Below are 26,042 nucleotides of genomic sequence, written 5' to 3'. Positions count from 1 at the left end.
ATCCCGATAACAATTAACGGGCTGCGACTATGTTGGGGAGTCATCATGGGAAAGACGGTTATTAAGTTCTGCAAGAAGTGCTCGGGCATCTCGCCGAAGGACCTCAAGGGGACCATCGACAAAAGCTACTGGAAAGAGGGCTGCGTGCACGCGTGCGTCAAGAAGAAGGACGCCGACTCCGGGCGCACGTTCGCGCGCATCGACGGCAAGCTCGTGGTCTGCTCTTCAAAAAAGGAGCTGATCAAGAAGATGAAAGACGCGGTCGCCTAGACGGTGCGTTTTGGCGCCGGGTCCGGCTTCCAGGAGGACGATGGGCTGTACAGGAGGACGAATGCAGTATCGTATCGACCCTAAAAGCGGCAACAGGATTTCGGCGCTGGGACTCGGCTGCATGCGCATCCCAGGGTTTGCCCTGGGCAAACCCGATGCCCGGGCGGCCGCCTCGATCATCTCGGCGGCGGTGGAGACAGGCATCAACTACCTGGACACCGCCTACCTGTATCCGGGCAACGAGGCCGTCGTGGGGGCGACGCTCGAGAAGCTCGGCATGCGCGACCGGGTGTTCCTGGCGACCAAGCTGCCCCATGCCTCCTGCAAGCGCGCAGACGACTTCGACCGCTTCTTCGACGAGCAGCTGCGCCGTCTTCGAACCGATCATATCGACTACTACCTCATGCACAACATCACGAGCCCGGGCCAGTGGGAACGGGTGCGCGGCCTGGGGATCGAGGGCTGGATAGCCGCCCAGAAGGAACGGGGGCGCATCCGTCAGATCGGATTCTCCTTCCACGGCAGCGCCGTCGACTTCCCGGTGGTACTCGACGCCTACGATTGGGATTTCTGCCAGATCCAGTACAACTACGCTAACGAGCATTATCAGGCGGGGACCGTGGGCCTCAAGGCCGCTGCCGGGCGGGGGATGGCCGTGTTCATCATGGAGCCGCTGCTCGGGGGCCGTCTGGCGACCAAGCTTCCGCGCGCGGCGCAGCGCGTCTTCGACGCGGCGTCCCATGGGCATCTGACGACGCCCGCCGCATGGGGGCTGTCGTGGGTGTGGAACCACCCCGAGGTGACCATGCTGCTTTCGGGGATGACGAGCGCCGAGCAGGTTGCCGACAACGCCCGGATCGCCTGCCACGCCCTGCCAGACAGCATGGAGAAGTCCGAGCTCGAGGTCGTCCAGGAGGCGCTCGGCCACATCGAGCAGGCCAATCGCATCCCGTGCACCGGTTGCAGCTACTGCATGCCCTGTCCGCACGGCGTCAACATCCCCGGTTGCTTCGCCGCATACAACGCGAGCTTCGCCCACAGCTGGTTCACGGGCGTGCAGCAGTATTTCACGGCGAGCGCCATCCGCACCGGCTCGCCGCGTCTTGCGAGCAACTGCGTGGGGTGCGGCGCCTGCACGCGCCATTGCCCCCAGCAGATCGACATCCCCGAACGCTTGCGCGACGTGCGCCGCAGGCTCCAGCCCGGACCGGTCGATTGGGTGCTCAGGGCCATGGCCGAACGCTAGTGAAACGTTGATCAATTCCGATCGGGAGTGCCCGCGTGGCCCCTGCCGCGACCTCTTCCGGGCGAAAGTGGCTAGATATTTCTATTTTGCTGTAGCTGAGCCTGGATGGAGGGGTCGGAAGCCCGCCGCCGGCACCGGTTTCTCCCCGGAAGCGCCTGTTTTGGGGGTTTGAGGGTTCGAAAACCAACTTCGTAACCAGTCAATAAGGTCAAGACAGCCTATCCAGACACCTCCGCCCCGCCCGGCTCACAGCAAAACAGAAATTTCTAGCCACTTTCCCGAGAAGGGCAGCATCCCCGGGGCCCTCTGACGCAACAGGGGGGACGGTGCCGTTGGCCAGCGCCTCCCTAAGGAAGCTGGCCCTCCCCGTCGTTGGGCATGCGCGCACTTGGGTATCATAGCCTCGTGAGTCGGACCGCTACGAAGGAGCGAACCCATGGCCAACGACCATGAAGACCTGTTCAGATTGCTTCGCATGATGGGGATGCCCGTGCCCGAGGACCGAGACGGCGACGACGCCATACCGGTGGACGCGGTGATCGGCGACGCGAACGATGCCGAGGGAGACGGCAAGAAGGGGACGTCGGCCTCGAGCAACTCAGGGGGCAAAAAGCGCCGCTCGTCGCGCGGGCCGCGAGGACATGCGGGAGGCGACCTGCTCGACCGCTTGGCGCAATGGAGCAAGCGGGCCCTGATCGTGGCCTGCATCGTGCTCGTCGTCGTGCTCGCCGCGAGCTACTGGTGGTTCCACCCTGCGCTTAACCTGCAGAGCCCGCAGGTCTGGAGCTGGATTCTGGGCATCGCCGCCGTCGCGGCCTTTGCGCTCAAGGTGCTCTCGATGCGCTCGACGAAGCACGAGGTGCTGCTGCGCCGCCTGATCATCGTGCCGATCGCCGTGATCGCGGCGTTCGTGGTGGGCGTCGTCGCCGGATTCCCGTTCATTCCGGGCAACGCGGAGCGCTACGCCACGGTGCTCGAGACGACCGACGGCGATTTCGCCGAGGACATCCAGGAGGTCGATTACGCGGACGTGCCGGTGATCGACCGCGCGTCGGCCATCCTGCTCGGCGCCCGCGCCATGGGCTCGATCCCCGAGTACGTGAGCCAGTTCGAGATCTCGGATGCCTACAGCCAGATCAACTACCAGGGCCGCCCGGTGCGCGTGAGCCCGCTGATCTACGCCGACCTGTTCAAATGGTTCTCGAACCGCGAGTCGGGCATCCCGGCCTACGTGCTGGTCGACATGGTGACCCAGGAGGCCGAGGTCGTCCGGCTGGACGAGCCCATCAAGTACAGCGAGTCCGAGCCGCTCGCGCGCAACGTCGACCGCTACGTGCAGCTCAAGTATCCGACCTACATGTTCGACCAGAAGTCGTTCGAGCTCGACGAGGACGGCACGCCCTGGTGGGTCTATCCCGTGCAGCGCCGCACCATCGGCCTGTTCGAGGGCACGACCATCCAGCGCGTGGTGCTCGTGAACGCCTGCACCGGAGAGACGGCGGACTACGCGGTCGAGGACGTCCCCACGTGGGTCGACCGCGCGTATCCGAGCGACCTCATCATCCAGCAGTACAACTGGAGCGGGGCCTACGTGAACGGCTGGCTCAACTCGTGGCTGGGCCAGCGCGACGTGGTGCGGACCACGCGCGGGACCGACGGCGAGCTGGGCTACAACTACCTGGCGCAGGGTGAGGACATCTACCTGTATTCCGGCGTGTCGAGCGTGACCGCCGACAGCTCGAACGTCGGGTTCATCCTCGTGAACCAGCGCACGGGCGAGTCCCACTTCTATCCCGTCGCGGGGGCGACCGAGGACTCCGCGATGGCGAGCGCCGAGGGCGAGCTCCAGAACCTGCGCTACCAGGCGACGTTCCCGCTGCTGCTCAACGTGGCCGGTCAGCCCACGTATTTCATGGCCATGAAGGACGATGCCGGCCTGGTGAAGATGTACGCGATGCTCAACGTGGAGCATTACCAGAATGTCGCTACGGGCTCGACGGTCGCCGCCTGCCAGGATAGCTATCTGCAGATGCTCGCTGCGGACGGAACGCTCTCCGATGAGCAGGCCGAGGCGTCGGGCGTGCAGCAGCGGGTCGAGGGCAAGATCGCGACGATCGCGCAGGCGGTCATCGACGGCAACTCCCATTTCTACGTAACGCTCGAGGGCTCCTCCGACATCTACGATTTTGCCCTGCCCGACCTGCTTTCCATCGTGCGCTACCGGGTGGGCGACCAGATCGCCTTTACCTGCACGGCCGAGGAGGCGCCGACCGCCGACGGATCGCAGGAGGATGAGGACGCGACGGCGGTCGCTGAAGACGCCGGCGCGGCGCTGGTGCGTCCCGTGACGGCCATCGAGCAATAGGCGCGTTTGTACCGCAAGACGGCCCGGCGGCTGATGCCGGGCCGCCTCGGAAGAAAGAAAGGTGGAGCCATGATCATCACGACCACACCCAACGTCGAGGGGTACCGCATCAGTGGGTATTACGGCATCGTGTTCGGCGAGGTCATCGCGGGCATCGACTTCATCAAGGATATCGGCGCGAGCCTGCGCAACCTGGTCGGCGGGCGCAGCAAGGGCTATGAGGACGAGCTGATCTCCGCGCGCGAGGAGGCGCTCGACGAGCTCGGCCGGCGCGCTTCCGAGCTCGGGGCCCACGCCGTGGTGGGCGTCGACCTCGACTACGAGGTGCTCGGCCAGGGCGGCATGCTCATGGTCACGGCGAGCGGCACCGCGGTGACGCTCGAGCGCGTGTCGTAGCTTTTCAATTGGCGGGGTTGGCCTCGTCCTGGAACGTCCCAGATCAGCGGTCTTTATCCAGGCGGTCGCGCAGGATAAGGACCGCACCGAGGTCCGGCTCATGGGCGGGGGCGACGAGCCGGCAGCAGGAGGGGAGCGCGTCGGAAAGCGGATTCAAGATGAGATCGCCCGCGTTGAAGGTGCCGCCGATATAGGCAACCGGGACCGCTGCCGGGCTGTCTGCAACGTCGCGGAACAGCCGGCGGACGATGGCGCCGACCATATCCGCCTCCTCGGCGGCCGCGCGTTCAAAGATGGCCCGGGCGCTCGCATCGTCTGCGCGCGCGGCCTCGCTTGCCAGACGGCTGAGCGCGGCCGTCTGCGTGCGGTCGGCGAGCAGGGTGCGGGCGCGTCCGATGATGTCGAAATCGTTCTCGAGGGCAAGTTCGCGACGCACCAGGTCGTACAGGGGTCCTCGGGCATCGCGGCCGTCGGCTTGCCGCGTGAAGGCGCGCAGCACCTCGCGACCCATCCAGCCGCCGCTGCCCTCGTCGCCGATCTCGAAATCCCAGCCGCCGCAGCGCACGGTGCGCCCTGCGCGCACGCCGAGCGCGATGGAGCCGGTGCCGGCGATCAGGGCGATGCCGTCGCGCATGTCGAGTCCGGCGGCCCAAGCCGCCTCGACATCGTTGACGAGCGCATAGGGCCGCCCCTGCGCGATATCGCGCGCGGCGTCCTTCGCGGCGCGGTCCGCCTCGGCATCTTCGCCGAACCCGCAGATGGAAAACCCGATGCCAAAGCGCGGGCCCAGATGCCCGGTCGCGATGGCGCGCTCGGTTCCCTCGGCGAGCACCGCGCGCATGCCCGTCAGGCCCGCCTGCGCATAGTGGCAGGTCGGCAGCACGATACGGTCGACCTGCCGAAGGCTTTCATCGTAGATGGAAAACGCGGTCTTGGTGCCGCCCCCGTCGATGCCGAGCCAGCGCATTTACGTGAGCGCGAACCAGATGGCCGCGATGATCACGATCACGACGATGACGGCGGCGATGGCGCCGATGAACTTCACGCGCGAGTCGCGCGTGCGCTCGCGGACGTTCGCCTCGGTTTCCGCGAGGGCCTGGACCTGCTGCATGAGCTCATCGTGCTCGGCGGTGTCGGCGGCAAGCGATGCGGCGATGCGGTCGGTGACGTCGGGGTTGTCGTGGATCTCGGCGGCCTTGGTGATGGTGTCGTCGGCGTCGGCGATCTCTGCCTGCGCCTCCTCCTGGGCCCGCTGCTGATCCCGGTAGGCGCGCTCCTGCTCGGAGATCTTGCTCTTGAGGGCCTTCTGGCGGTCGGCGGCCTCCTTGCGGGACGCCTCGAGCGCATCGCGCGCGTTGCCCGTCTCGTCGGCGATGCCGCGGAAGGAGTCCTTGGCCTCGGCGACGGGCCTCTCGGCCTCGGCAAGCGCGGACTTGGCGGCCAGAAGCGTCGCCTCGGCGTCCGCGGTCACGCGCGGCAGGTTCTCCTTGGCGCGGCGCAGCTCCTCGGTGGCGTCGGCGATCTCGGCGGAGAGCTGGTTGTCGCGCACGCTGTAGGCGGCGGAGTTCGCCGAGGGGTTGCGCTGCAGCTCGGCGTATTCCTCGCGGAGCGTGTTGAGGCGCGCGTTTGCCGCCTCGACCGCATGCTGGGCCGTCTCGATGTTCGTCGCCTTGGCCTCCTGCGCCTTCTCGACGGCGCGCTGCGCGTCGGAAAGGCGCCGCTTGAGGCGGTTGGCGGCGTCGCGGGCGGATTCCTCGCGGTTCTCGGCGGCCTCCAGGGCCGACTTGAGGCGCTTCTCGGTCGCCTCGTCGCTCGCGCGCATGTCATCGAGCTGCTTTTTGAGCATGTCGATGTTGTCCTGGATGGTTTTCTGGAGCGCCTGGGCGGCCTTGATCGATGCCGCGGCGCTCGACTTGCGCGTCGTCTGCTCTTGGATGATCTCGGGATAGCGCTCGGTGACGTCGCGACGGTGCTCGAGCTCGGCAGTCTGGTCGGTGATGCGGTGCTTGAGCTCCTCGAGCTGCTCGCGCGCCTCGGCGTGGGCGCGCTTGGCGTCGCTCATCTCACGCACGGCGCCGACGCCCTGCCTGATGAACGCGTTGACCGTGCTCGCGGCCTCCTTGGCGGCGACCGACGCGGCGCTTGCCGCCTCGGACGCGGCGCGCGCGAAATGCTCGCCACGGGAAGGGCCGTTCTGCTCGGGCTCGGTGGGGGCGGGGGAGGGTGCGGCGGAGACGGGCGGCATGCTGCCGGTGTTGCCCGCGCCTCCCTCGATGACCTCGAATCCCTCGGGCAGCGGCTCGGGGTCATCGCCGAAGTTCTCGTACTCCTCGCGCGTCAGGAAGCGCGGCATGCTGCCGTAGTACTCCGGCTCCGCGTCGTCGGCGGCGGCATGCGGGGCATCGGGCTCATCGCCGTCGGCCTCGTCCGCGCCGTCCTCATCGAGGTCGGCGGGCAGGTCGTCCTCGTCTTCTGCCGGGGTCTCGTCGTCTGCGGGCTCGCCTGCGTCAGGGGCGCTGTCCTCGGGGTCGTCGCCCTCGGCATCGTCCTCCTCGTCGCTGTCATCTTCGTCCTCGTCCTCGGCGAGGTAGAGCGGCTCTTCTGCTTTGGGCTTCTCGTCGACGGCGGCGTCCGTCTCGGCGGCCTCATCGTCGTCGACCGACGCGCCCTCCTGCGCCTCGTCGCTTGCCTGTATGTCTTCGTCCCAAACGCCGGGCTGTTTGGTTGTACGCTCGTCGCTCATGGTCGCTCCATCTCTCAAACGCGCCGCTATGGCAGCGCGCATATGTTTCACCGCACCATAATAAACCCTTGAGGGGACACGCGGGGATGGCGCGGCGCGCGTCTGCGAGCGTTTACGTCAAGTACAAAAACGGCGCGCGGATGTTGCGCGACCCGATTGACTTGGAGCGCGGTCCAGGTTCTACCATATGCGCAGGGCCGCGCCGTGCGCTGCGGTCTTTCGTGTTGTGCACGCGTACAGAGGGGAAAACAGATGCTGTACAAGGACTTTCAGGGCATGAAGCTGTCCGCGCTCGGCTTTGGCGCGATGCGCCTGCCGGTTGTCGACGGTGATGACACCAAGATCGATCAGGCCGCGGTCGACGAGATGGTCGACTATGCGTTGGAGCAGGGCGTCAACTACTTCGACACCGCGTGGGGCTATCATGGCGGCAATTCCGAGATCGCGATGGGTGCTGCGCTCGCCCGCCATCCGCGCGACTCCTTCTACCTCGCCACCAAGTTTCCCGGTTACGACCTGTCGAACATGGACAAGGTCGAGGAGATCTTCGAGAAGCAGCTCGAGAAGACCGGTGCGGGGTACTTCGATTTCTATCTCATCCACAACGTGTGCGAGATGAATATCGACGAGTACCTCAATCTCGACCACGGCATCGTCGCCTACCTGCTTAAGCAGAAGGAGGCCGGCCGCATCCGCCATCTGGGATTCTCCGCTCACGGCGCCATCCCGGTGATGGAGCGCTTCCTGGAGGCGTACGGCGAGCACATGGAGTTCTGCCAGATCCAGCTGAACTTCCTGGACTGGGAGTTCCAGGACGCCAAGGGCAAGGTCGAGCTGCTGAGCAAGTACAACCTGCCCGTGTGGGTCATGGAGCCGGTGCGCGGCGGCAAGCTTGCGCAGATCACCGATGAGGAGAGCGCGCGCCTGCACGAGCTGCGCCCCGACGAGTCCACGGTCGCGTGGGCGTTCCGCTTCATCCAGGGCATCCCCGAGGTCTGCGTGACGCTGTCCGGCATGTCCAACTTCGAGCAGCTGAAGGAGAACATCCAGACGTTCTCCGAGGATAAGCCGCTGAACGAGGAGGAGTCCGCGGCGCTGCAGGCGGTTGTGGACGAGATGCTCGGTCGCGGCACCGTGCCGTGCACCGCGTGCCACTACTGCACGAGCCACTGCCCGCAGGGGCTCGACATCCCCAAGCTGCTGGAGATGTACAACGAGGCCATCGTGACCGGCGGCAAGGGCGGGTTCATCCCCAGCATGTACGTGAACACGCTGCCCGAGGACAAGCGCCCGGACGCCTGCATCGGGTGCGGCAGCTGCGCGGCGGTCTGCCCGCAGCAGATTGACATCCCCGGTACGCTCGCGGACTTCGCGGCCAAGCTCGCTGGGTAGATGCGCGGTACGATCCGTGACTGAGGGCGCCCGTCGGCCATTTCGGTCGACGGGCGCTTTGTTTTGCGCGGCTGCATCCCATCCCTTTTCTGAACGATCTTCCGATTTCGTCGGCCGACCTAAAACTTTCCTCAATCTTCGCCTCGTAAGATGTGCTCAGGGTGGCCACCCGGATACACCTACCACCCGAGGAGGCATACGATGGGAATACGGATGAAGACGATGATGAGAACGCTGGCGGTCGCGAGCGCGTGCTGCGCCGTCGTCGGATCGGCAGCGGTGCTGGGCGAGCCTCGGACGGCGAGCGCCGATCCGGTCGAGCAGGGTGTCGTCATCACGTTGGGCGACGAGCTGAGCAGGCGAGACGGCATGATCACCTACGCTGTCGAGTCGTATCGGGCGCTTGACGGGACCGCTGAGCCGGGGGAGTTCGCGCCCGATCTGACGGTTACCGTGCCCGAGTCGATCGCGGAAGGCGGCGCATCGGGGTCCGAGGCGTAAGGAAGCGCCGGTCGATCCATTCCGTTCCGGGCCGTCCCGCTTTGCGTCAGACGGCCCGAATCGAGGAGATGAGTATGAGAATCCTGCTGGTAGAGGATGCGCGCCTGGTCGCCGAACCGCTCGTCCACGCACTCGGGCGAGCAGGATACGCGGTTGACGCGGCGTGCGACGGGGCGCGAGGGTTCGAACTCGCGCGCACGGGAGCCTATGACGCCATCGTGCTCGACATCATGCTTCCGCAGCTCGACGGCCTGTCGATGCTCGCGAAGCTGCGCCGTGAGCGCATCGACACGCCGGTCATCCTGCTGACGGCTCGCGGCGACGTGCGCGACCGCGTGCGCGGGCTCGACGCGGGTGCCGACGACTACCTGGCCAAGCCCTTCCATGTGGAGGAGCTGCTGGCGCGCATCCGCGCCGTGTTGCGCCGCCGTGGAGCGCCCGACTCGGCGTCAGCCATTCAAGAACTGGGCCTTTGCTACGTTCCCGAATCGCGCGAGCTACAGCATGAGGGCGTGTCGGTGGCGCTCACGCCCAAAGAGGGCCTGGTGCTCGAGGCGCTGATGCGCGCCGCCGGGCACACGGTCACGCGAGAGCGCCTTGAGCTTGCGGCGTGGGGGCCGGACGACGCGGCGTCGGACACCCGGCTGGACGTGCAGGTGTCGCTCGTGCGCGCGAAGCTGCGCGCGGTCGACGCGCCCGTGCGCATCCGGGCGGTGCGAGGCATGGGCTACGTGCTGGAAGAGGAGGGGGAGGGCCGTGAAAGATCATGAGCTCAAGCGTTTTCGTCGTCGCATCGTCGCTGCGGCAGCAGGGGCGCTCACGGTTTGCGTTGCGCTCTGCATGGCCGCCTTGTGCTATGTGGTGGTGGATGCGAATCTCAGCGGTTATCGCGCGAAGCTCGAGGACGCCTCGAACGCCCCGTTCTCGGGCGTTTCGGCGGATGGACTCGATGCCCGCGAGGTGACGCTGCCGTCTGGCGGGATCTACCCGTCGGAGACCGTTTGGAGAGTCCTGGTAAACGATGCGGGCGAGGTTCTGGAGGTGGCCCTGCCCGCGGCCGGCGATCAGTTCACGTGGACGCCCGACCCGGAGACGACGTTCACCTCGAAGGACTTATCCAAGCTCGTCGGCCTGCGTGACGAGAAGGGATCCGCGCCGTTCGAGTATGCCGGCTGCACGTGGCTGGGCACATGGCAGCCGGCGGGGGAGTCGGAGGACGGCATCACGGTGTCGCCCACCGGCGCGATCGAGGACGCGGAGGTCGCCACGGATGCCGCCGGTTCCGATGCGGGCGATCGGGTCTATACCTTCATCGATATCTCCTATCATTACGACTACCTGCGAGGAATCGCGTTTCGCTGCATCGCTGCGACCATAGTGCTGTCGGCGGCGTCCGCGGCAGTCCTTTGGATCGCCGCCGGCCATCTGCTGCGCCCCGTGTATGCGGCGCGCAAGCGGGAGCAAGAGTTCGTCATCTCGGCATCGCATGAGCTTAAGACACCGCTCATGGCGATGATGGCAAACTGCGACGTGCTGGAAGCCGAGGCCGCAGGCGACGGGCGCCTGGCTCCATGGATCGCGAACATCCGCTCCGCCGCCGACGGAATGGCGGACTGCGTGGCGACCCTGCTGAATGCGGCAGGTGAACGCTAGGAAACCACTGATTGATTCATTTCCCGCTGGCTATGGTATATGTAACATAGCCAGCGGGTTTCGTGGGGGATGTCAACGCGGTGCGCGCCCCGTCTCGGGCGCGGAAGCGATTCCCAGACGCTGCGGCGGACGGCTTCCCGGACATTTGGTATCAACTTACCGGTTATCTCGGGCTCCTGGCGCAGTTTTCGTGGCACGCGAACTGTCCTTCGGAAATGAAACCGCAGGTCGCGGCGGTATCGGGTTCTCTGTTATGCGCGCTATGGGCGTGATATTGATACCAAATTCATCTTGCTCGCCGTGGCATGGCGTGGCGGGAGGGCAACCGATCTGCGTTTTCCTGGGTTCGATGTGGAGACGGCTCCCGATTGCGCGCTGCGGCCAACCCGTTCGCTTTCATAGTAGAATGGCTGGTCGAAGCATCGCTGTAACAAGGAGGCCTCATGGACCAGAGCCTGTTCACCTACGATATCGTCGCTGAGGATCCCAAGACGCATGCGCGCGCGGGCATCCTGCACACGCCGCATGGCGATATCGAGACGCCCATCTTCATGCCGGTGGGCACCAAGGCCAACGTTAAGGGCATCCCCACCGAGACCGTGCGCGAGCTCGGTGCGCAGATTGTGCTCGCCAACACCTACCACCTGGCCATGCGCCCCGGTGAGGACCTGATCGATGAGCTCGGCGGCCTGCACACCTTCATGAACTGGCACGGGCCGATCCTGACCGATTCGGGCGGTTTCCAGGTGTTTTCCCATGGCGACGCCGTCAAGCTGACCGATGACGGCGTGCGCTTCATCGCAACCGACTACGACGGGTCGCATATCTTCTGGACGCCCGAGGACAACATGGCGATCGCCCAGAAGCTCGGATCCGACATCTGCATGCAGCTCGACCAGTGCCCGGGCTATCCGGCCACGCGCGCCTACGTCGAGCGCGCCGTGGAGCTCTCCAGCATGTGGGCGGAGCGCTGCTACGCCGCGCACACCCGTTCCGACCAGGCGCTTTTCGGCATCGTGCAGGGCGGCATGCATCTCGATTTGCGCCTGCGCTCCCTGCGCCATCTCGAGGAGTGCGGAGACTTCCCGGGCTACGGCATCGGCGGCTATTCGGTGGGCGAGGACCACGAGACGATGTTCGAGTCGCTGACGCCGCTCGCGTCCGAGTACATGCCCAAGCACAAGCCCCGTTACCTCATGGGCGTGGGCAATCCCACGACGCTGGTGCGCGGCGTCGGGATCGGCATCGACATGTTCGACTGCGTTCTGCCGACGCGCACCGGGCGCATGGGCACGGCGTTCTCTCACGAGGGCCGTCTGAACTTCCGCAACGCGCGCTTTGCCCGCGACGCGGGGCCCATCGACCCGCAGTGCACCTGCCCGGTGTGCACCGGCGGCTACAGCCGCGCGCTCATCCGCCACATGGTGACGCAAAAGGAGATGCTCGGCGGCATCCTGCTGTCGATGCACAACATCTATTTCCTGCTCGACCTCATGCGCCGTGCGCGCCAGGCCATCATCGACGGCCGCTATGCCGAGTTCCAGCAGGAGTGGATGGATAGCCCCGCCGCCCAAGATTACTGATCGATATCTCCCGAGAAAAAGGCCCCGCGTCGTCCTTCGCGGAAGGCGCGGCGGCGCGTTCGGGCGAGGGCGCCGCCGTGTGCGGAAATGAATCGATCGGCGTCTCGCTAGGAGAGCAGGCGTTCGCAGAAGAGCCGGTAGTCGGCCTCGTTTTGGTCTGCGTAGGCCTGCGAGAACTCCCAGAGCGCATCGTCGAAGGCGTTTCCGTCTCCCAGATACGCCGCGATGGCCACGCCGTCCCCGGTGCGCGCGTGCGCGTGCGCGAGCGCCCAGGCGCACAGGCGCGCCGTGCTGGCAAGGCCCTCCTCGCCGATCTTTTCGAGGTCGATCGAGCCTTTGCCGTTCCACAGCTGGCGCACGTAGTAGTCGCGCGTGCGGCCGCAGGGAAGCTCGATGCCCGTCCATCCGAGCAGGATGTCGCTGGTCGATTGGATGAGCTTCTGCCCCTGGACGACGCGCTCGCCATGGGACGAGAACGGGGCGGCGCGATAGAACCGCTCGACCACCGATGCCCCCGCCTCTTTGATCTGCAGAACCAGCGGATCGTCTCGGTCCTTGCCGTGCAGCAGCGCCACCCAGGCGCGGGTTCCCACGCTGCCCACGCCGACGACCTTGCGCGCGATGTCGTCGGGACGGTACCGGTTGACCAGGCAGCGCTTGTCATACGAAAGGTTATCGAGGTAGCCGGCGTACAGCGCTCCGATGCGGCGGGCCACCTCGGCGCTGTCGGCCCCTTCGAACCGGCCGAGGTCGTCGAGTGGGACGAGCTCGGGCGGCTCGCTGAGAAAGCGCATCGTCCCGTCCTCGCGGCAGCGAGCGAGCCTGTCGGCCGCCCGGACGTTGTCCTTTGCGCGCGCCTTCTCTATGGCGCGGCGGAGCGTCTTGCTCTGCTTGCCGTTGAGCTCCTCCTCAAACTGGCCGACGGTCTGCTCGACGTCGAGATGCGCGTACCAGATATCGAGCTCGCGCATCTCGGCGAAGCGCGCCATGTTCTTGCGGTACGCCTTGGCGCAGGCGCGCACGGCATCCTCTCGCTCCGACGGGTCGAAGCCTCGGTCGCGCCCGCAGATCTCGACGCTCGCGGCGAGGCGCTTGATATCCCATTCCCACGGGCCGGGAGCGGTCTCGTCGAAATCGTTGATGTCGAAGACCAGGTGCCTGGTGGGGCTCGAGAAGATCCCGAAGTTCGCGATGTGCGCGTCGCCCACGCACTGGACCTCGATGCCGGTGCTCGGCGTGCTCGCCAGGTCGTGCGCCATGATGATGGCGCTGCCGCGATAGAACGTGAAGGGGGAGGCCCCCATGCGCTCGTAGCGCAGCCCGATGAGTTCTTGGACGCGCTCGGAGGACTGCTCCTCGATCAGGTCGATGACCTCGTCGCGGTGCTCCTCGACAGTCCAGGCCCCGTGCGAGGAGCGGGGGCATGCCTCGCGCGCGGCGCGTCCGCGCTCGCGGCGGGTGAGGTCGTCTCCGCGCTGGCGGCGGTCGGGTGTCGTCTTGGGCATGACGGGCTCCTTTCTTCTGGGAGATACCGGTCGGCCCTGCGCGCCCGTCGGCGCCGTACCGGGCGCGCGGACACCTGGCCGATGGTCCCCTCGGCATCATTGTTGCACGTCGTCGTTGCAGCGTGATCGCGCTTTTCAATCATCTGTGGAGGGGTCCCATATTACGGCTCTCCATGCAAGGCGGTGTGCGAGCTGAGCTATACTCAACAAGCTATTGATTTGCAGATCTGAGGGAGGGGCCGGCATGGGTCGTCTCGGATATATCTTTCGCTGTATCGCCCATATGGATTACGGCGCGCTGTTCGATACGGTGAGCCGCGTGCACGAGAAGAGCCGCAAGAACCGCGCCTGGCTGTTCTTCGATATCGTCAAATGCGGCTTCAAGTTCGGCGCGGGCTATAAGGACTACGACCTGCTCGAGTTCTACAACATGGACGATGCCCACCGCGCGACCTTCGTGACGCGCGGCGTCAACAACACCATCGTGCGCATGCTGAACGACCCCGAGTACTACCACTGCATCGACGACAAGTTCGAGTTCTACACCAACTTCTCCGACTACCTGCACCGCGGGTGGCTGCACTTCTCGGCATGCCCCAAGGAGGACTTCATCGCCTTCATGGCCGATCGCGACCAGATCATGGCCAAGCCGAGCGACAAGTCCTGCGGCCAGGGCGTCGAGAAGCTCAAGAAGGCGGATTTCGATTCGCTTGACGCCATGTACGACTACCTGAAGCGCGCCGATATCGACCTGGTCGAGGACGTTGTCGTCCAGCATCCTGCCATGGCCGCCATCAATCCCGGCTCGGTGAACACCATCCGCGTCTATACCATCCTGGCCGACGGCGAGCCGCACGTGATCTACGCGTGCATCCGCATGGGCAACTCCGACCGACCGGTGGACAATATCAACGCGGGCGGCATGTATTCGGTGGTCGATCTGGAGACCGGCAAGATCGCCGGTCCCGCCTGCGACAAGAACTACCATGTCTACGAGCGCCATCCGCGTACGGGCACCCTGCTGACCGGCTACCAGATCCCGCTGTGGGACCAGGTCATGAGCCTGTGCCTCAAGGCGGCGACGCGCATCCCGCAGATGGGTTACGTGGGCTGGGACGTGGCCATCACCGAGGACGGCCCGCTGTTCATCGAGGCCAACAACCTGCCGGGACACGACGCCTTCCCGCAGATGCCCTCGCAGGCGCCCGACCATATCGGGTTCAAGCCCGAGTTCCAGAAGTACCTCAAGGGGCTGTAGGGAAACACCGAACAATTCGGGAGCAGATCGCCCCGATCAAAATGCAAATTGGGGGACGTACCTTCCGCGTGCATTTTTGCACGCGGAAGGTACGTCCCCCAATTTGCACCGCCCGCGGGGAGCGGCGCGCACTATTTCACGGGTGAACGGGGAATACTGCTGATAGGGTGCCCGTCCGGCACCTTCATCTGTTGAACCCGACGCAAGGAGCCTCCCCATGTCCGATGACGACATCCGCCCCGATTCCTCCCAAGCCGATTCTGCTTCCGGCGTTTCGCACGCCCCGCTCGGCAACACCTACCACAAGGGCCCGGTCATCCTTCGCGGGCAGATGATTCCGAGCGAGACCACGACCGGGAAGCTCCTGGCATCTGAGGAGTCCACGGACTGGCTCCACATGGACCCGTGGCGCGTCATGCGCATTCAGGCGGAATTCGTCGACGGATTCGGTGCCCTGGCTGAGCTGGGCCCTGCGGTCTCCGTGTTCGGTTCCGCGCGCACGCCGCGCACCGACCCCATGTACAAGGCGGCACGCCGGGCGGGAAAGCTCATCGCGGCCCGCGACGTCGCGGTGATCACAGGCGGCGGGCCGGGCATCATGGAGGCCGCCAACCGCGGGGCGGCGGTGGCGGGCGGCACGTCGGTCGGCTTGGGCATCGAGCTGCCTCACGAGCAGGAGCTCAACGCCTGGGTCAACTTGGGCATGACGTTTCGGTACTTCTTTGTGCGGAAGACCATGTTCGTGAAGTATTCCTCGGGCGCCATCGTGTTCCCCGGCGGATTCGGCACGCTCGACGAGCTCTTCGAATTGCTCACGCTCGTGCAGACCCATAAGGTCAAGCGGGTTCCGGTGGCTCTTGTGGGCACGCAGTACTGGCAGGGCCTGTTTGACTGGATCACCGGCACCGTGCTCGAAGAGGGCAACATCTCGCAGCTCGACCCCTCGCTCATGCAGATTACCGACGATGTCGAGCAGGCGGTCGAGGTTGCCGTGTCGGGTATTGCGCGATAGGGTATCGGGCCCTGCTTGACGTCAGGACCTCGGCTGTATCGGGCCGTCTGCGGCCTTGAGGACGCCCGTCGTGTCGAATGCGGGGGTGAAGCTTTCGCTCACGGCTCCGCCTTCCTGCCAGAAAACCGTGCTGAAGCCCAGGTCGTCGGCGTGGTCGAGCACCATCTTGTACTCCTCGTCCGTGACGGCGCGCGCCATGGCGCCGCCATCTGTGCGCATCCGCTCGTTGGGGGTGTATTGGTTCATGACCGAGATGGGCACATCGCCCGCAGCGTTCCATATGAGGTCGAGCACGCGGCATGAGTCGTCTGCGTGCCCCGGCAGCACGAGATGGCGCACGATGATGCCTTGCTGCATGATGCCGTCCTCGTTGTAGACGACGCCGCCGCGCGCGGCAACCTGCGTCGCCATGCACGCCAGGGCGCGTGTCGCCTGCTCGGGATAGTCCGGCACGTGGGAGAGCTCCCGGCCCAGCGAGGCGTCTGCGTACTTGAAGTCGGTAAGCCAGATGTCCACGATGCCGTCGAGTTCCCGTACCGCCTCGGTGCGCTCGTAGCCGCTCGTGTTGTATACGATGGGGATGTGGAGGCCCCGGGCGCGTGCGGCCTTGAGGGCACCGGGCAGCAGATGCGCAAAGTGCGTCGCGGTCACCAGGTTGATGTTGAGCGCGCCCAGGTCTTGCAGCTCGAGCATGATCTCCGCCAGCCGCGGCTCGGGCACGTCGATACCGAAATTGCCCGTCGAGATCTCGTGGTTTTGGCAGTAGATGCACTTGAGGGGGCATCCGCTGAAGAAGATGGTCCCCGAGCCCTTCTCACCCGATATCGGAGGCTCCTCCCATAGGTGGAGGGCGGCTCGGGCGAGCCTGAGGGTGGGTCCTGCGCCGCACACGCCGGTAGCACCGGCGGTGCGGTCCGCGCGGCATCGGCGGGGGCAGAGCTCGCATGAAGCGAGCGAGGCGGGGGCCAGCAGCGCGCGATCGGCGTTCGGGGCGGGGTTGTCCAGAGCGAGTTCCATCAGATGGGCGGGAAGCATGAGCCCGCCGCCGTAATCGAGCGTGAAGACGCCGTGGTCTGTAAAGCCGCAGGACGCGTAGAGGTCGACAGCCGGCTGATTGTGGGCGATGACGTCGAGGCGGATGGAGCGCATGCGCCGTGCGCACGCCGTGCGGATCGCGGCGTTGACGAGCACGGCGCCGATGCGGCGGCCTCGGGCGTCGGGATCGACGGCAAGCAGGTGGATGCAGGCGGTGCGGTCCGCGGGTTCCGCGATAAGCCAGGGGACCTGATCGTATTGGGGGTCTTGGCTCGTGTCGAGGACGAAGGCGCCGAGGACTGCGCCGCTTGCGTCCTCAGAATCGTCCACAGCGATAAAGAGGTCGCCCGCCTCGATGGCCGCGGACAGATCGCCGGCGGTCGGGTGGAACTCCATGTCCCAATGGGCGTCGTATGGGGAGGTGCGCATGGCGTGCACAACGCGTTCATACACATGGAGTACCGGTGTGCTGTCGGTTGGGGCGGCGGGGCGAACGATCATACGAAACACCTCTTCACATGAAAAAGCGCCGGTCAGGCGCTTAAAGAGCCTTGATACAGGCGTGTGCTTCCATCTTCCACCACACATCGATACAAGTCAAGACTGGTAATGCGAACGGCGTGCTTTATGATAAAGATGTCCCGCCCCACGCGGAGCAACTGGGTGAACCGTCGAGTTTATTTAGGGAGCCCACACAGTCGCGCCTAGTACAGGTATCCTTCGTTGTTAAGGACGCTGGAACGGACGATGAGGGCACCCACCTTGTAGAGGTGGGTTCATTTTCGTGAAGCGTGGGGCGGCCCATTTTTTGCCAAGTTTGTTGTTGACAGCGAAGATTTGCTTGCTATCATAAACACTTGTCTCGGGGACGTAGCTCAGCTGGGAGAGCGCTGCCGTCGCATGGCAGAGGCCGAGGGTTCGATTCCCTTCGTCTCCACCCTTGATTCGCCAAGAGCTCCTACGCAGGTAGGAGCTCTTTTTCGTTGCCGCCGCAGGGGAATCGAACCCCGTTCGGGGCGCGGAGCGTGTGAACGGCGGAGCCGTTCGCCGCGCAGCGCGCGAGGCCGCGCCAGCGGCCGAAGCGGATGCGGCCGCGCAGCGGACGCGGATTCCCTTCGTCTCCACCCTTGATTCGCCAAGAGCTCCTACCTGCGTAGGAGCTCTTTTTCGTTGCCGCCGCAGGGGAATCGAACCCTGCTCGGGGCGCGGAGCGTGTGAACGGCGGAGCCGCATCTCTGCGCAGCGCGCGAGGCCGCGTACGCGGCGGATTGATGGTACGCTATAGGAAACCAGCCTCATCCACGGTACGCTATAGGAACGCTTTCGGGTGAAAAACGTGCCTATACCGTACAGTCAACAAGGCAGCGTTCCTATAGCGTACTTTCGATTCGGACCGATCCATGGGGCGCGCGATGGGATGCGCGTGAAAAGTGCCCCCAGGGCGGGTCTCAATCGACATCGGCCATCCAAATCAGCGCGTCCCTACGCGAACACCTCTGATGGGAAACGGGTATACTTCTGCAGATATACCAGTCCCGGTTGTCCGGATGATATTGAATCGGAGGCCTGTCATGGCCGATCAGAATAGCACCCCGCTTACCGACGAGGAGCGCGCCGAGCTCGAGGCCCTGCGCGCGGAGAAGGCCGCCCGCGAGGAGGCCGAGCGCGCCCGCAAGGAGCGCGCCGAGCTCGAGGCCCTGCGCGCGGAGTCCAAGAAAGCGGAGCAGGCAGAGTCCGCCCCCGCCCCTCAGCTGAAGCGCCAGGCACCGGCCCTGCGCCCTGCCGACCACGAGCCCCGCACGTTCGGCCAGCGCATGGTCATGACGCCCGAGGAGACCGACGACGACGGCATCCCCAAGATGCCTCCCGCGCAGAAGATCATCATCCTCATCGTCATGGTGTGCTTCATCGGCGGCGGCATCTACATCTGGCTTTCCAATTCCGGCCTCATCTAGCAACAAAATAAGCCGCTGCGCGCCGGCAGCGTCCGCCACAAGGCGCACATGCGCGTTCATCACGGTAAAGGAGCAATCATGGCTTTGACAGATGCGTCGCGCCCGACCGATATCACGATGCTCACCGACCTGTATGAGTTGACGATGGCCCAGGGCTTTTGGGAGAACGGCAAGCAGGATGAGCAGGCGTGCTTCACGGCCTTCTACCGCGATCATCCGTTTGGGAGCGAATACGCGGTGATGTGCGGCTCGGCAGAGCTCGCTGACCTGGTGGAGAACTTCCGCTTTACCGATGAGGACATCAGCTACCTGGCGAGCCTGTCCGCACCTGCCGGCGGCAGCCTGTTCAGCCCCTCGTTCTTGAACTACCTGCGCGATTTCAGGCCCCATGTGGACATCGACGCGGTGCCCGAAGGCGAGCTGGTGTTTCCGCGCGAGCCCATGGTGCGCGTGAGCGGTTCCATGTTCGAGTGCCAGCTGCTCGAGACGGCGCTGCTCAACACGATCGGCTTCGAGACGCTCGTGGCCACCAAGACGGCGCGCGTCGTCGCGGCGGCCAAGGGAAGGCCGGTCGCGGAGTTCGGCCTGCGCCGCGCGCAGGGTCCCGACGGCGGCATGGCCGTCGCGCGCGCAAGCTACGTCGCGGGCTGCGCCTCGACCTCGAACGTGCTCGCGGGACGCAAGTACGGCATCCCCGTGTCGGGCACGCATGCGCACAGCTGGGTCATGACGTTCGATTCCGAGCTCGAGGCGTTCCGCGCCTTCGCGAGCTCGAGTCCCAAGAACTGCACGCTGCTGATCGATACCTATGATGTGCGCGAGGGCGTCGAGAACGCCATCGTCGTGGCGAAGGAGATGGAGGCGCGCGGCGAGCGCCTGGCGGGCATCCGCATCGATTCGGGCGACCTGGCCAAGCTCTCGGCCTATGTCCGCAACCGTTTCGACGAGGAGGGGCTCGACTACGTCAAGATCGTCGTGTCCAACGACCTGGACGAGTACACCATCCAGTCGCTGCTCAACCAGGGCGCGCCGGTCGACAGTTTCGGCGTGGGCACCAAGCTCGCGACCTGCTACGACCAGCCCGCGCTCGGCTGCGTCTACAAGCTCGCCGCGCATCGCGCCTCGGCCGATGACCCGTGGACGCCGGTGCTCAAGCTCTCCGAGCAGCCGTACAAGCGCACGATTCCCGGCATCCAGAAGGTCCGCCGCTATGTGGACGAGACGGGCAGCCCGGTGTGCGACATGATCTATGACGAGTCCTACATCGAGGGCGACGGCACGACGCTCGTGGCCGTGAACGATGCGGCACTCGTCACGAGCGTGCGCGACCTTTCGTACCATGAGCTGCTGCAGCCCGTGGTGCGCGACGGCGCCGCCGCGGCTCCCCGCGAGTCGATCGAAGCCGCCCGCGCGCGCTGCAAGGACGCGCTCGATGCGCTCGACCCCGTGTACAAGCGCTTCCTGTACCCGCAGTCCTACATGGTGGGCATGGAGCGCGGCCTTGCCCGCGTGCGCGACGAGCTGGTGCGCGAGCGCATGGCGGCGAGCAGCTCTGCTATCCCGTGGAAGCGCATCTAGGGAAACGCTGATCTATTCATTCCGCACCGGTCGGCCCCGTGGCGGGTGCCTGCGCGCTCAGGCTGCGCCGGCGCAGCTCCACTGCGTCTTCCTCGCCTTCGCCTGCATTCGCCTCGCCACGGAACCGACCGCCGCGAGAGCAATCGATCAGCGTTTCCCTGGCTGGACGAGGAGACGACGGGGCGGCTCTTGTCGACGAGGGCGGACATGCGCTTGTCCGCAAGACGGCGGGGGCCGCCCTTTTCCTGTGAACACTTAATCTCCGTGTCAACGAAAGGCATGTCATGACCTCTGATCGTAAGACCATGGTCGTCAAGATCGGTTCCTCCACGCTGGTGGGGGCCGATCGCGCGCTGCGTCGCGACTTCATCGCCGATCTTGCCCGGCAAGCCTCGGAGCTCGCCGACGCAGGCTGGAACCTCGTCGTGGTGAGTTCGGGCGCCATCGCGTGCGGCGCGCCGGTGCTCGGTTTTGCATCCAAGCCCACCGACATGCCGAGCCTGCAGGCCTGCGCCTCGGTGGGGCAGTGCGTGCTGTCGGCCGCCTACGACGAGGAGTTCCGCGCCCGCGGTCTGCTCACCTCGCTCGTGCTGCTCACGCGCCACGACACGGCGCGCCGCAACTCCTACCTGCACGCGCGCGACACGCTCACCCGGCTCGTCGAGCTCGGTGTCGTGCCGGTCGTGAACGAGAACGACACGGTCACGGTCGACGAGATCCGCTTCGGCGATAACGACACGCTCGCGGCGCTCGTGAGCTGCCTGGTCTCTGCCGACCTGTGCGTCACGCTGTCCGACATCGACGGGCTCTACACGGCCAACCCCATGGAGGACCCCACCGCCGCGTTCATCCCGCGTGTGGAGAAGATCGACGCCGGCATCATCGCGTCGGCGGGCGACTCCTCCACATCGGTGGGAACGGGCGGCATGATCACCAAGATCCGCAGCTGCCGCATCCTCATGACGGCGGGCATCGCAAGCGTCATCTGCTCGGGTTCCGAGCCCAACGTGCTCGTTCGACTCGCTGCGGGCGAGGCGGTCGGCACGCTGTTCGTGCCGCCGGTGGAGCGGCTGGACATCGCCCCGCGCAAGCTGTGGATCGCGCTGGGCGACTCGACGCATGGCAGCGTGACGGTCGACGCGGGCGCTGCGGATGCGCTCGTGCGCCGCGGGTCGTCGCTGCTGCCGGTGGGAATCACGCATGTCGAGGGGGCTTTCTCGGCGGGCGACACGCTCGACGTCCGCGACGAGCGCGGGCTCACCATCGCGCGCGGCCTCGCCCAGGCGGGCTCCGACGAGCTCAAACTCGCGGCCGGTCGGCACCAGGACGAGATCGCGTCAAACCGCCTGCTGGCGGCACTTGCCGGCAAACCGGCCATCCATCGCGACGAGATGATCGTCTTCGCGTGATAGCAAAGGAGGCGGTCGGCGCGTCCGGGCGTCTGACATGAAAGCGCGGCGCCGCCCTCGACGTCTTCGGGATGTCGAGGGCGGCGCCGCGGCGTATTGGGGAAGGCTGCGGGCGGTCCTATCTCATGCGGCCGTGCAGATGCCCTGCGTCGCACGCCTCCTCGTACAGGTGGCGGAACACGCGGTCGCCGTGCAGGCCGTCGTGCTCGAACTCGTTGGTGACCCAAGGGTGCGCGTTGCCGACGCGCGACAGCGTGTCAAGCTGCAGGCCGGAGTCCACGTACATGTCGTCGAAATAGACCGCGGCGTGCAGCGGCACCTCGTTTTGGGCCAGGCGCACCGGGTTGTACACGGGATCGAACTCGATGTCCTCCATGAGCAGGCCGACGGCGTCGGCGAAGGGCTTGAGCTCGGGCATGTCCTCGAACATCCAGGGGAAGCACGCCTCGCCGGTGAACATCAGCGGCCGGGCGTCCGCATCGAATTCCGCGCGCTTGCCCTTCTCGGCGGCCGCGGCCCACCGGATGGGGGCGCAGGTCCCGTCCGCGTAGATGAGCTCCTGCAGCGTCCAGTACAGCGGGTTGACGCGCGTGGTCGTGCGGTCGAGCACGCCCATGAGGAAGCCGTCGGAAAGCACGGGCTCGCTGCCGACCGTGCCGTCGCCCTGCTCGAAGGCGGTGTCGAACAGCCAGTGCATGCGCTCGAAGCTCGGCTTCATGCCGAAGTCGCTGCCCAGAAGCTGCAGCCGCTCGACCGTGAGCGGGCTGCCGTCGGGAAGCGCCACATCGCCTGCGGCCACGATGTCGGCAACGGCGGCGACGCGCTCGACGTCGCCCGGATAGCGCTCGTAATACTGGCGCGTCTTGGCCGCCATGCGCGGGAACGTGTGGTCGTAGACCTCGGCGGCGCTGGCGGGAACATGCGGGATGCCGCCGCAGGTGAACGACGCCGCGATACCGGTGGGGTAGCTCGACAGGTACGCGAGCGTGATGAACCCGCCGTAGCTTTGGCCGAGCGTGGTCCAAGGTTTGCCGCCGAACTGCGTGAGGCGCAGGTACTCGAAGTCGCGCACGATGGACGGCGCGAGGAACCGCTTGAGGAAATCCGCCTGGGCGCGCGCCGGGTCGGCTCCGGAGGCCTGGGCGCGCCGCGCCAGCCCCGCCATGGTCTGCCCGCTCACCCGGGAGCTGCGGCCCGTGCCGCGCTGGTCGGGAAGGACGACGCGGTAGTGCTTGACCGCCTCCGCGATCCATCCGTCGCTGGTCGGGGAGAGCGGGCGAGGGCAGGAGCCGCCCGGTCCGCCCTGGAAAAATACGAGCAGGGGCAGGTCGTCGTTCACATGCTCAGGTGCGCACACGACGCGGTAGAACAGCTTGATGGATTCGGGGGCGCCGGGGATCTCCGCCGGAAACGCGCCGACGCGCATGGTCATGCCCATGGCGAGCAGGGCGGGTTCCAGCCCGCGCCAATCGAGCGGGACGTCGATGCTGTGGTCCTCGACATACAGGCCGGGGACGTAGTAGCTTGCAAGCTGGGCCATGCGGACTCCTTTTTGTTGTACGGACCGTTAACCGCGCGGGATGCGGCCGGCGAGAGGTTCTGACAGGGTAAACTGTACGGTATCGAGATCCATTGTAAGGCGATGAGCGCCGAACACACGCGATCGGAGGTGCCCTATGGCACAAGATATCAGGGAGTACGTCGAGCAGCTTGCGCGCGCCGCCAAGGAGGCCTCGCGCTCGCTCGGCTTTGCAGACAACGAGAGCCGTCAGGCCGCGGTGCGCGCCATGGCCGCTGAGCTGCGCAGCAGGGCGGATGAGATCCTGGCGGCGAACGCACGGGACATGGAGGCGGCGAAAGCGGCGGGGACGAACGCCGGCCTGCTCGACCGCCTGCTGCTCACGCCCGAGCGCATCGATGGCATGGCGTCGGGGCTCGAGAAGCTCGCGGAGCTGCCCGACCCGGTGGGACGCGTGCTTGAGCATCGCACCATCGACCAGGGGCTCGACCTGAAAAAGGTCAGCGTGCCGCTGGGGCTTGTCGCCATGGTGTACGAGGCGCGCCCCAACGTCACGGCGGATGCGGCGGGCATCTGCATCCGCACCGGAAACGCCTGCATCCTGCGCGGCGGCTCGCTCGCGCAGCATTCGTGCGCGTCCATCGCGCACGCGCTCGCCGACGCCGTCGAGGCGTGCGGCTTCGCGCGCGAGGCCGTGACGATCATCGAGACGACCGACCGCGAGGCGACCGGTGCGCTCATGAGCCTGCGCGGCATCGTCGACGTGCTCATTCCCCGCGGCGGGGCGGGGCTCATCCAGCGCTGCGTGCGCGAGTCGCTCGTCCCGGTCATCGAGACGGGCACGGGCAACTGCCATATCTACGTGCACGAGAGCGCCGATTTCGCCAAGGCGCGCCCCATCGTCATGAATGCCAAGACGCAGCGCGTGGGCGTGTGCAACGCGTGCGAGTCCCTGCTGGTGGACGAGTCGATCGCACACGCGTTTCTGCCCGATATGCTGGGCGGGCTGGCGGATGCCGGCGTGCTCATCCACGGCGACGAGACGGCGTGCGCGGTCTGCCGCGACCTCGGGCTTGTCGAGGGGGAGGGCTTCGTGCCGGCGACCGAGGACGACTGGGGCCGCGAGTACCTGGCGCTTGAGATCTCGGTCGCGTGCGTCAGCGGGCTTTCGGAGGCGATCGCCCATATCAACCGCTACGGCACCATGCACTCCGAGGCCATCGTCGCCGAGGACGAGGCCGCCTGCGAGCGCTTCCTGCGCGAGGTCGACGCGAGCTCGGTCTACGCCAACGCGAGCACGCGCTTCACCGACGGCGGGGAGTTCGGCCTGGGCGCCGAGATCGGCATCTCCACGCAGAAGCTGCACGCGCGCGGACCGTTTGCCGCCGAGGCGCTCACCACCTACAAGTACCTGGTCCGCGGCGCCGGCCAGGTCCGCCCGTAATCCGTTCATAAGGAATATGTGAGGCCGGAACGGCCGTTCATGTAAACATGAATGGCCGCTCCGGTCTTTTCCCAAGAAGAAGCAATCTTATATTTGCCCAGCTCAACGATGTAGACAGTGCTTTCATACGGCTTGACTACAGACACCTGCGCCTGCGATGACCCAAGATGCGGGTAGAGCGGGGTCGGGACTCGGCGGCCCCGCCTCGCCCCTTGAGGGCGACAGACGCGAAGGAGGTCATCATGGCGAGGATCTGGCGCAGGCTGAAAGAAGGTATGCGGGAGCACAGACATGTGGTTGCGGGAGGTGCTGCGACGGCGGTCTTTGCGATCGGGGCTATGTGGGCTATGGGTGGCGCCATACCCGCGACGGGGCAGGTGGCCACGGCTGCCGATCCCATAACGGAACTCTACCGCCAGCGTGCGGAGGATGAGCTCATGCGTCCAAGCGAACGCAATCTGTATCGCCAGCTTGCGGGTGCTGAGGTGACCCATGTCGATCAGGGGGTCTGGTATACGCTCGACACCGATGAGCTTGCGGCGCGCACCCCGGCTTGCGAGCCGGTTGGTTGGCGGGGGACGCTGAAGGTCCGCATGAACGGCATCGAGCTGTTCGACACCCATGAAGAGGCGGGGCTTACCGACGAGATGCTCCGCTTTGACATCAACGATTCCGCTGAGGCGCGAGACGGTAAGTACGGCCATGTTGCGTATGGGGTCGCAAAGCTCAATATGTCCATCGAGAATGTCGATGCGGACTTTTGGGTTGTAAGCGATCAATACGATTCGGATGCCTGCATGCTGATGAGCGAATGGCGCCTGACGCCTGTCAGGCAACAATCGGGAGTCAACTATGCCGCACGTGATGAGCCCGGTAATTGGCTTGCAGGCGAGTACAGCATCGGCGGGTATTTCACGGCAGGCTCCCCCGACGCTCCGCATGAGCACACGCGCGACGACGGTACGGGTGGCGAAGAGACCTATACCTGCAGCCAACCGTATATCGCTACGGGCGAGACGAAAGACGTGAGCGTGTATTACTGGGTTCCGCTCGAGGATATCGAGGCGGCCCGAGCGGGGGAGTGCGCATTCTCCGTTCACGTCGGCATGCTGGTCGATGATGAAGAACAGATAGGCGTACACAACAACACGATAGCGTTCGATATCGAGCTTTAAGTA

The 26,042-nt window shown here is 65.8% G+C and carries 20 protein-coding genes, 1 tRNA gene and 2 pseudogenes; 17 read left to right on the top strand and 6 right to left on the bottom strand.

Features of this window, described 5'->3' with window-relative positions:
• The first annotated feature begins 45 nt into the window (after positions 1 to 45).
• The 4 genes from B5F74_RS02590 (at position 46) to B5F74_RS02575 (ending at position 4,277) form a co-directional block, all read left to right on the top strand.
• Positions 46 to 270 (top strand): hypothetical protein, encoded by a 225-nt coding sequence (locus tag B5F74_RS02590; RefSeq protein ID WP_066834379.1) that lies wholly within the window; start codon positions 46 to 48, stop codon positions 268 to 270.
• A 61-nt stretch (positions 271 to 331) separates the two neighbouring features.
• A complete protein-coding gene (locus B5F74_RS02585) occupies positions 332 to 1,516 on the top strand; it encodes an aldo/keto reductase (RefSeq protein WP_087199774.1) in 1,185 nt (394 codons plus the stop codon).
• A gap of 436 nt (positions 1,517 to 1,952) precedes the next feature.
• Positions 1,953 to 3,881 (top strand): Tat pathway signal sequence, encoded by a 1,929-nt coding sequence (locus B5F74_RS02580; RefSeq protein WP_239283323.1) that lies wholly within the window; start codon positions 1,953 to 1,955, stop codon positions 3,879 to 3,881.
• Positions 3,882 to 3,950: 69 nt separating this feature from the next.
• Entirely contained in the window at positions 3,951 to 4,277 is a 327-nt protein-coding gene (locus B5F74_RS02575) for a heavy metal-binding domain-containing protein (RefSeq protein ID WP_087199772.1), read from the top strand.
• A 43-nt stretch (positions 4,278 to 4,320) separates the two neighbouring features.
• Here the strand turns inward: B5F74_RS02575 and B5F74_RS02570 are convergent, their stop codons facing one another.
• Complete coding sequence (locus tag B5F74_RS02570) at positions 4,321 to 5,244, bottom strand: BadF/BadG/BcrA/BcrD ATPase family protein (protein WP_087199770.1); 924 nt, start codon at positions 5,242 to 5,244, stop codon at positions 4,321 to 4,323.
• Positions 5,245 to 7,020 carry a hypothetical protein gene (locus B5F74_RS02565; RefSeq protein WP_087199768.1) on the bottom strand — a complete coding sequence of 592 codons (1,776 nt, stop codon included), beginning with the start codon at positions 7,018 to 7,020 and terminating at the stop codon, positions 5,245 to 5,247.
• A 252-nt stretch (positions 7,021 to 7,272) separates the two neighbouring features.
• Here B5F74_RS02565 and B5F74_RS02560 point away from each other — a divergent pair, with 252 nt between their 5' ends.
• From B5F74_RS02560 to tgt, 5 genes are all read left to right on the top strand, one after another.
• A complete protein-coding gene (locus B5F74_RS02560) occupies positions 7,273 to 8,412 on the top strand; it encodes an aldo/keto reductase (RefSeq protein ID WP_087199766.1) in 1,140 nt (379 codons plus the stop codon).
• A gap of 201 nt (positions 8,413 to 8,613) precedes the next feature.
• Positions 8,614 to 8,913, top strand: coding sequence for a hypothetical protein (locus B5F74_RS02555; RefSeq protein WP_143753748.1), 300 nt, complete (start codon positions 8,614 to 8,616; stop codon positions 8,911 to 8,913).
• Between the two features lie 74 nt (positions 8,914 to 8,987).
• Complete coding sequence (locus B5F74_RS02550; RefSeq protein ID WP_087199761.1) at positions 8,988 to 9,683, top strand: response regulator transcription factor; 696 nt, start codon at positions 8,988 to 8,990, stop codon at positions 9,681 to 9,683.
• Positions 9,670 to 10,566, top strand: coding sequence for a histidine kinase dimerization/phospho-acceptor domain-containing protein (locus tag B5F74_RS02545; RefSeq protein WP_087199760.1), 897 nt, complete (start codon positions 9,670 to 9,672; stop codon positions 10,564 to 10,566). Before B5F74_RS02550 ends, B5F74_RS02545 begins: the two co-directional genes overlap by 14 nt.
• 443 nt (positions 10,567 to 11,009) lie before the next feature.
• Entirely contained in the window at positions 11,010 to 12,149 is a 1,140-nt protein-coding gene (gene tgt, locus B5F74_RS02540) for a tRNA guanosine(34) transglycosylase Tgt (protein WP_087199758.1), read from the top strand.
• 107 nt (positions 12,150 to 12,256) lie between these two features.
• Here tgt and B5F74_RS02535 read toward each other — a convergent pair whose 3' ends face one another.
• Positions 12,257 to 13,654: a DUF2252 domain-containing protein gene (locus B5F74_RS02535; RefSeq protein ID WP_087199757.1), complete on the bottom strand. Its 1,398-nt coding sequence runs from the start codon at positions 13,652 to 13,654 to the stop codon at positions 12,257 to 12,259.
• 244 nt (positions 13,655 to 13,898) lie between these two features.
• Here B5F74_RS02535 and B5F74_RS02530 point away from each other — a divergent pair, with 244 nt between their 5' ends.
• On the top strand, positions 13,899 to 14,912 hold the full coding sequence (locus B5F74_RS02530; protein ID WP_087199755.1) for a sugar-transfer associated ATP-grasp domain-containing protein: 1,014 nt from the start codon (positions 13,899 to 13,901) through the stop codon (positions 14,910 to 14,912).
• A gap of 217 nt (positions 14,913 to 15,129) precedes the next feature.
• On the top strand, positions 15,130 to 15,924 hold the full coding sequence (locus tag B5F74_RS02525; protein WP_087199753.1) for a TIGR00730 family Rossman fold protein: 795 nt from the start codon (positions 15,130 to 15,132) through the stop codon (positions 15,922 to 15,924).
• Between the two features lie 21 nt (positions 15,925 to 15,945).
• Here B5F74_RS02525 and B5F74_RS02520 read toward each other — a convergent pair whose 3' ends face one another.
• Both B5F74_RS02520 and B5F74_RS12580 read right to left on the bottom strand, forming a co-directional pair.
• Complete coding sequence (locus B5F74_RS02520; RefSeq protein ID WP_239283331.1) at positions 15,946 to 16,941, bottom strand: radical SAM protein; 996 nt, start codon at positions 16,939 to 16,941, stop codon at positions 15,946 to 15,948.
• Positions 16,942 to 16,998: 57 nt separating this feature from the next.
• Positions 16,999 to 17,355, bottom strand: a pseudogene (locus B5F74_RS12580) (GNAT family N-acetyltransferase); the annotation flags it as partial.
• A gap of 468 nt (positions 17,356 to 17,823) precedes the next feature.
• Here B5F74_RS12580 and B5F74_RS02515 point away from each other — a divergent pair.
• The 4 genes from B5F74_RS02515 (at position 17,824) to proB (ending at position 21,901) form a co-directional block, all read left to right on the top strand.
• Positions 17,824 to 17,896: transfer RNA gene (locus B5F74_RS02515), tRNA-Ala, on the top strand.
• Positions 17,897 to 18,530: 634 nt separating this feature from the next.
• A complete protein-coding gene (locus B5F74_RS02510) occupies positions 18,531 to 18,914 on the top strand; it encodes a hypothetical protein (RefSeq protein ID WP_087199749.1) in 384 nt (127 codons plus the stop codon).
• Between the two features lie 78 nt (positions 18,915 to 18,992).
• Positions 18,993 to 20,492: a nicotinate phosphoribosyltransferase gene (locus B5F74_RS02505; protein WP_087199747.1), complete on the top strand. Its 1,500-nt coding sequence runs from the start codon at positions 18,993 to 18,995 to the stop codon at positions 20,490 to 20,492.
• A gap of 284 nt (positions 20,493 to 20,776) precedes the next feature.
• Positions 20,777 to 21,901 (top strand): glutamate 5-kinase, encoded by a 1,125-nt coding sequence (proB, locus tag B5F74_RS02500; protein WP_066834415.1) that lies wholly within the window; start codon positions 20,777 to 20,779, stop codon positions 21,899 to 21,901.
• 118 nt (positions 21,902 to 22,019) lie between these two features.
• Here proB and B5F74_RS02495 read toward each other — a convergent pair whose 3' ends face one another.
• The gene (locus B5F74_RS02495) at positions 22,020 to 23,441 is read right to left on the bottom strand and encodes an alpha/beta fold hydrolase (protein ID WP_087199745.1); all 1,422 of its coding nucleotides are present in this window, start codon (positions 23,439 to 23,441) and stop codon (positions 22,020 to 22,022) included.
• A gap of 121 nt (positions 23,442 to 23,562) precedes the next feature.
• On the opposite strand from B5F74_RS02495, the pseudogene B5F74_RS02490 reads away from it, so the two are divergent.
• Positions 23,563 to 24,864, top strand: a pseudogene (locus tag B5F74_RS02490) (glutamate-5-semialdehyde dehydrogenase); the annotation flags it as partial.
• 242 nt (positions 24,865 to 25,106) lie between these two features.
• Complete coding sequence (locus B5F74_RS02485; RefSeq protein ID WP_066834420.1) at positions 25,107 to 26,039, top strand: hypothetical protein; 933 nt, start codon at positions 25,107 to 25,109, stop codon at positions 26,037 to 26,039.
• The last annotated feature ends 3 nt before the right edge of the window (positions 26,040 to 26,042 follow it).

Source organism: Collinsella sp. An271 (assembly GCF_002159695.1).
Classification (GTDB): Bacteria; Actinomycetota; Coriobacteriia; order Coriobacteriales; family Coriobacteriaceae; genus Collinsella; species Collinsella ihumii.
The sequence above is the reverse complement of the archived record's forward strand: the minus strand, read 5'-3'. Positions and strand labels throughout refer to the sequence as shown.

Bases quoted from the DNA above. Each gene is read 5' to 3' on its own strand.
- B5F74_RS02590 (WP_066834379.1), top strand. From the start codon at position 46: ATGGGAAAGACGGTTATTAAGTTCTGCAAGAAGTGCTCGGGCATCTCG.
- B5F74_RS02585 (WP_087199774.1), top strand. From the start codon at position 332: ATGCAGTATCGTATCGACCCTAAAAGCGGCAACAGGATTTCGGCGCTG.
- B5F74_RS02580 (WP_239283323.1), top strand. From the start codon at position 1,953: ATGGCCAACGACCATGAAGACCTGTTCAGATTGCTTCGCATGATGGGG.
- B5F74_RS02575 (WP_087199772.1), top strand. From the start codon at position 3,951: ATGATCATCACGACCACACCCAACGTCGAGGGGTACCGCATCAGTGGG.
- B5F74_RS02570 (WP_087199770.1), bottom strand. From the start codon at position 5,244: ATGCGCTGGCTCGGCATCGACGGGGGCGGCACCAAGACCGCGTTTTCC.
- B5F74_RS02565 (WP_087199768.1), bottom strand. From the start codon at position 7,020: ATGAGCGACGAGCGTACAACCAAACAGCCCGGCGTTTGGGACGAAGAC.
- B5F74_RS02560 (WP_087199766.1), top strand. From the start codon at position 7,273: ATGCTGTACAAGGACTTTCAGGGCATGAAGCTGTCCGCGCTCGGCTTT.
- B5F74_RS02555 (WP_143753748.1), top strand. From the start codon at position 8,614: ATGGGAATACGGATGAAGACGATGATGAGAACGCTGGCGGTCGCGAGC.
- B5F74_RS02550 (WP_087199761.1), top strand. From the start codon at position 8,988: ATGAGAATCCTGCTGGTAGAGGATGCGCGCCTGGTCGCCGAACCGCTC.
- tgt (WP_087199758.1), top strand. From the start codon at position 11,010: ATGGACCAGAGCCTGTTCACCTACGATATCGTCGCTGAGGATCCCAAG.
- B5F74_RS02535 (WP_087199757.1), bottom strand. From the start codon at position 13,654: ATGCCCAAGACGACACCCGACCGCCGCCAGCGCGGAGACGACCTCACC.
- B5F74_RS02530 (WP_087199755.1), top strand. From the start codon at position 13,899: ATGGGTCGTCTCGGATATATCTTTCGCTGTATCGCCCATATGGATTAC.
- B5F74_RS02525 (WP_087199753.1), top strand. From the start codon at position 15,130: ATGTCCGATGACGACATCCGCCCCGATTCCTCCCAAGCCGATTCTGCT.
- B5F74_RS02520 (WP_239283331.1), bottom strand. From the start codon at position 16,941: ATGGAACTCGCTCTGGACAACCCCGCCCCGAACGCCGATCGCGCGCTG.
- B5F74_RS02510 (WP_087199749.1), top strand. From the start codon at position 18,531: ATGGCCGATCAGAATAGCACCCCGCTTACCGACGAGGAGCGCGCCGAG.
- B5F74_RS02505 (WP_087199747.1), top strand. From the start codon at position 18,993: ATGGCTTTGACAGATGCGTCGCGCCCGACCGATATCACGATGCTCACC.
- proB (WP_066834415.1), top strand. From the start codon at position 20,777: ATGACCTCTGATCGTAAGACCATGGTCGTCAAGATCGGTTCCTCCACG.
- B5F74_RS02495 (WP_087199745.1), bottom strand. From the start codon at position 23,441: ATGGCCCAGCTTGCAAGCTACTACGTCCCCGGCCTGTATGTCGAGGAC.
- B5F74_RS02485 (WP_066834420.1), top strand. From the start codon at position 25,107: ATGGCGAGGATCTGGCGCAGGCTGAAAGAAGGTATGCGGGAGCACAGA.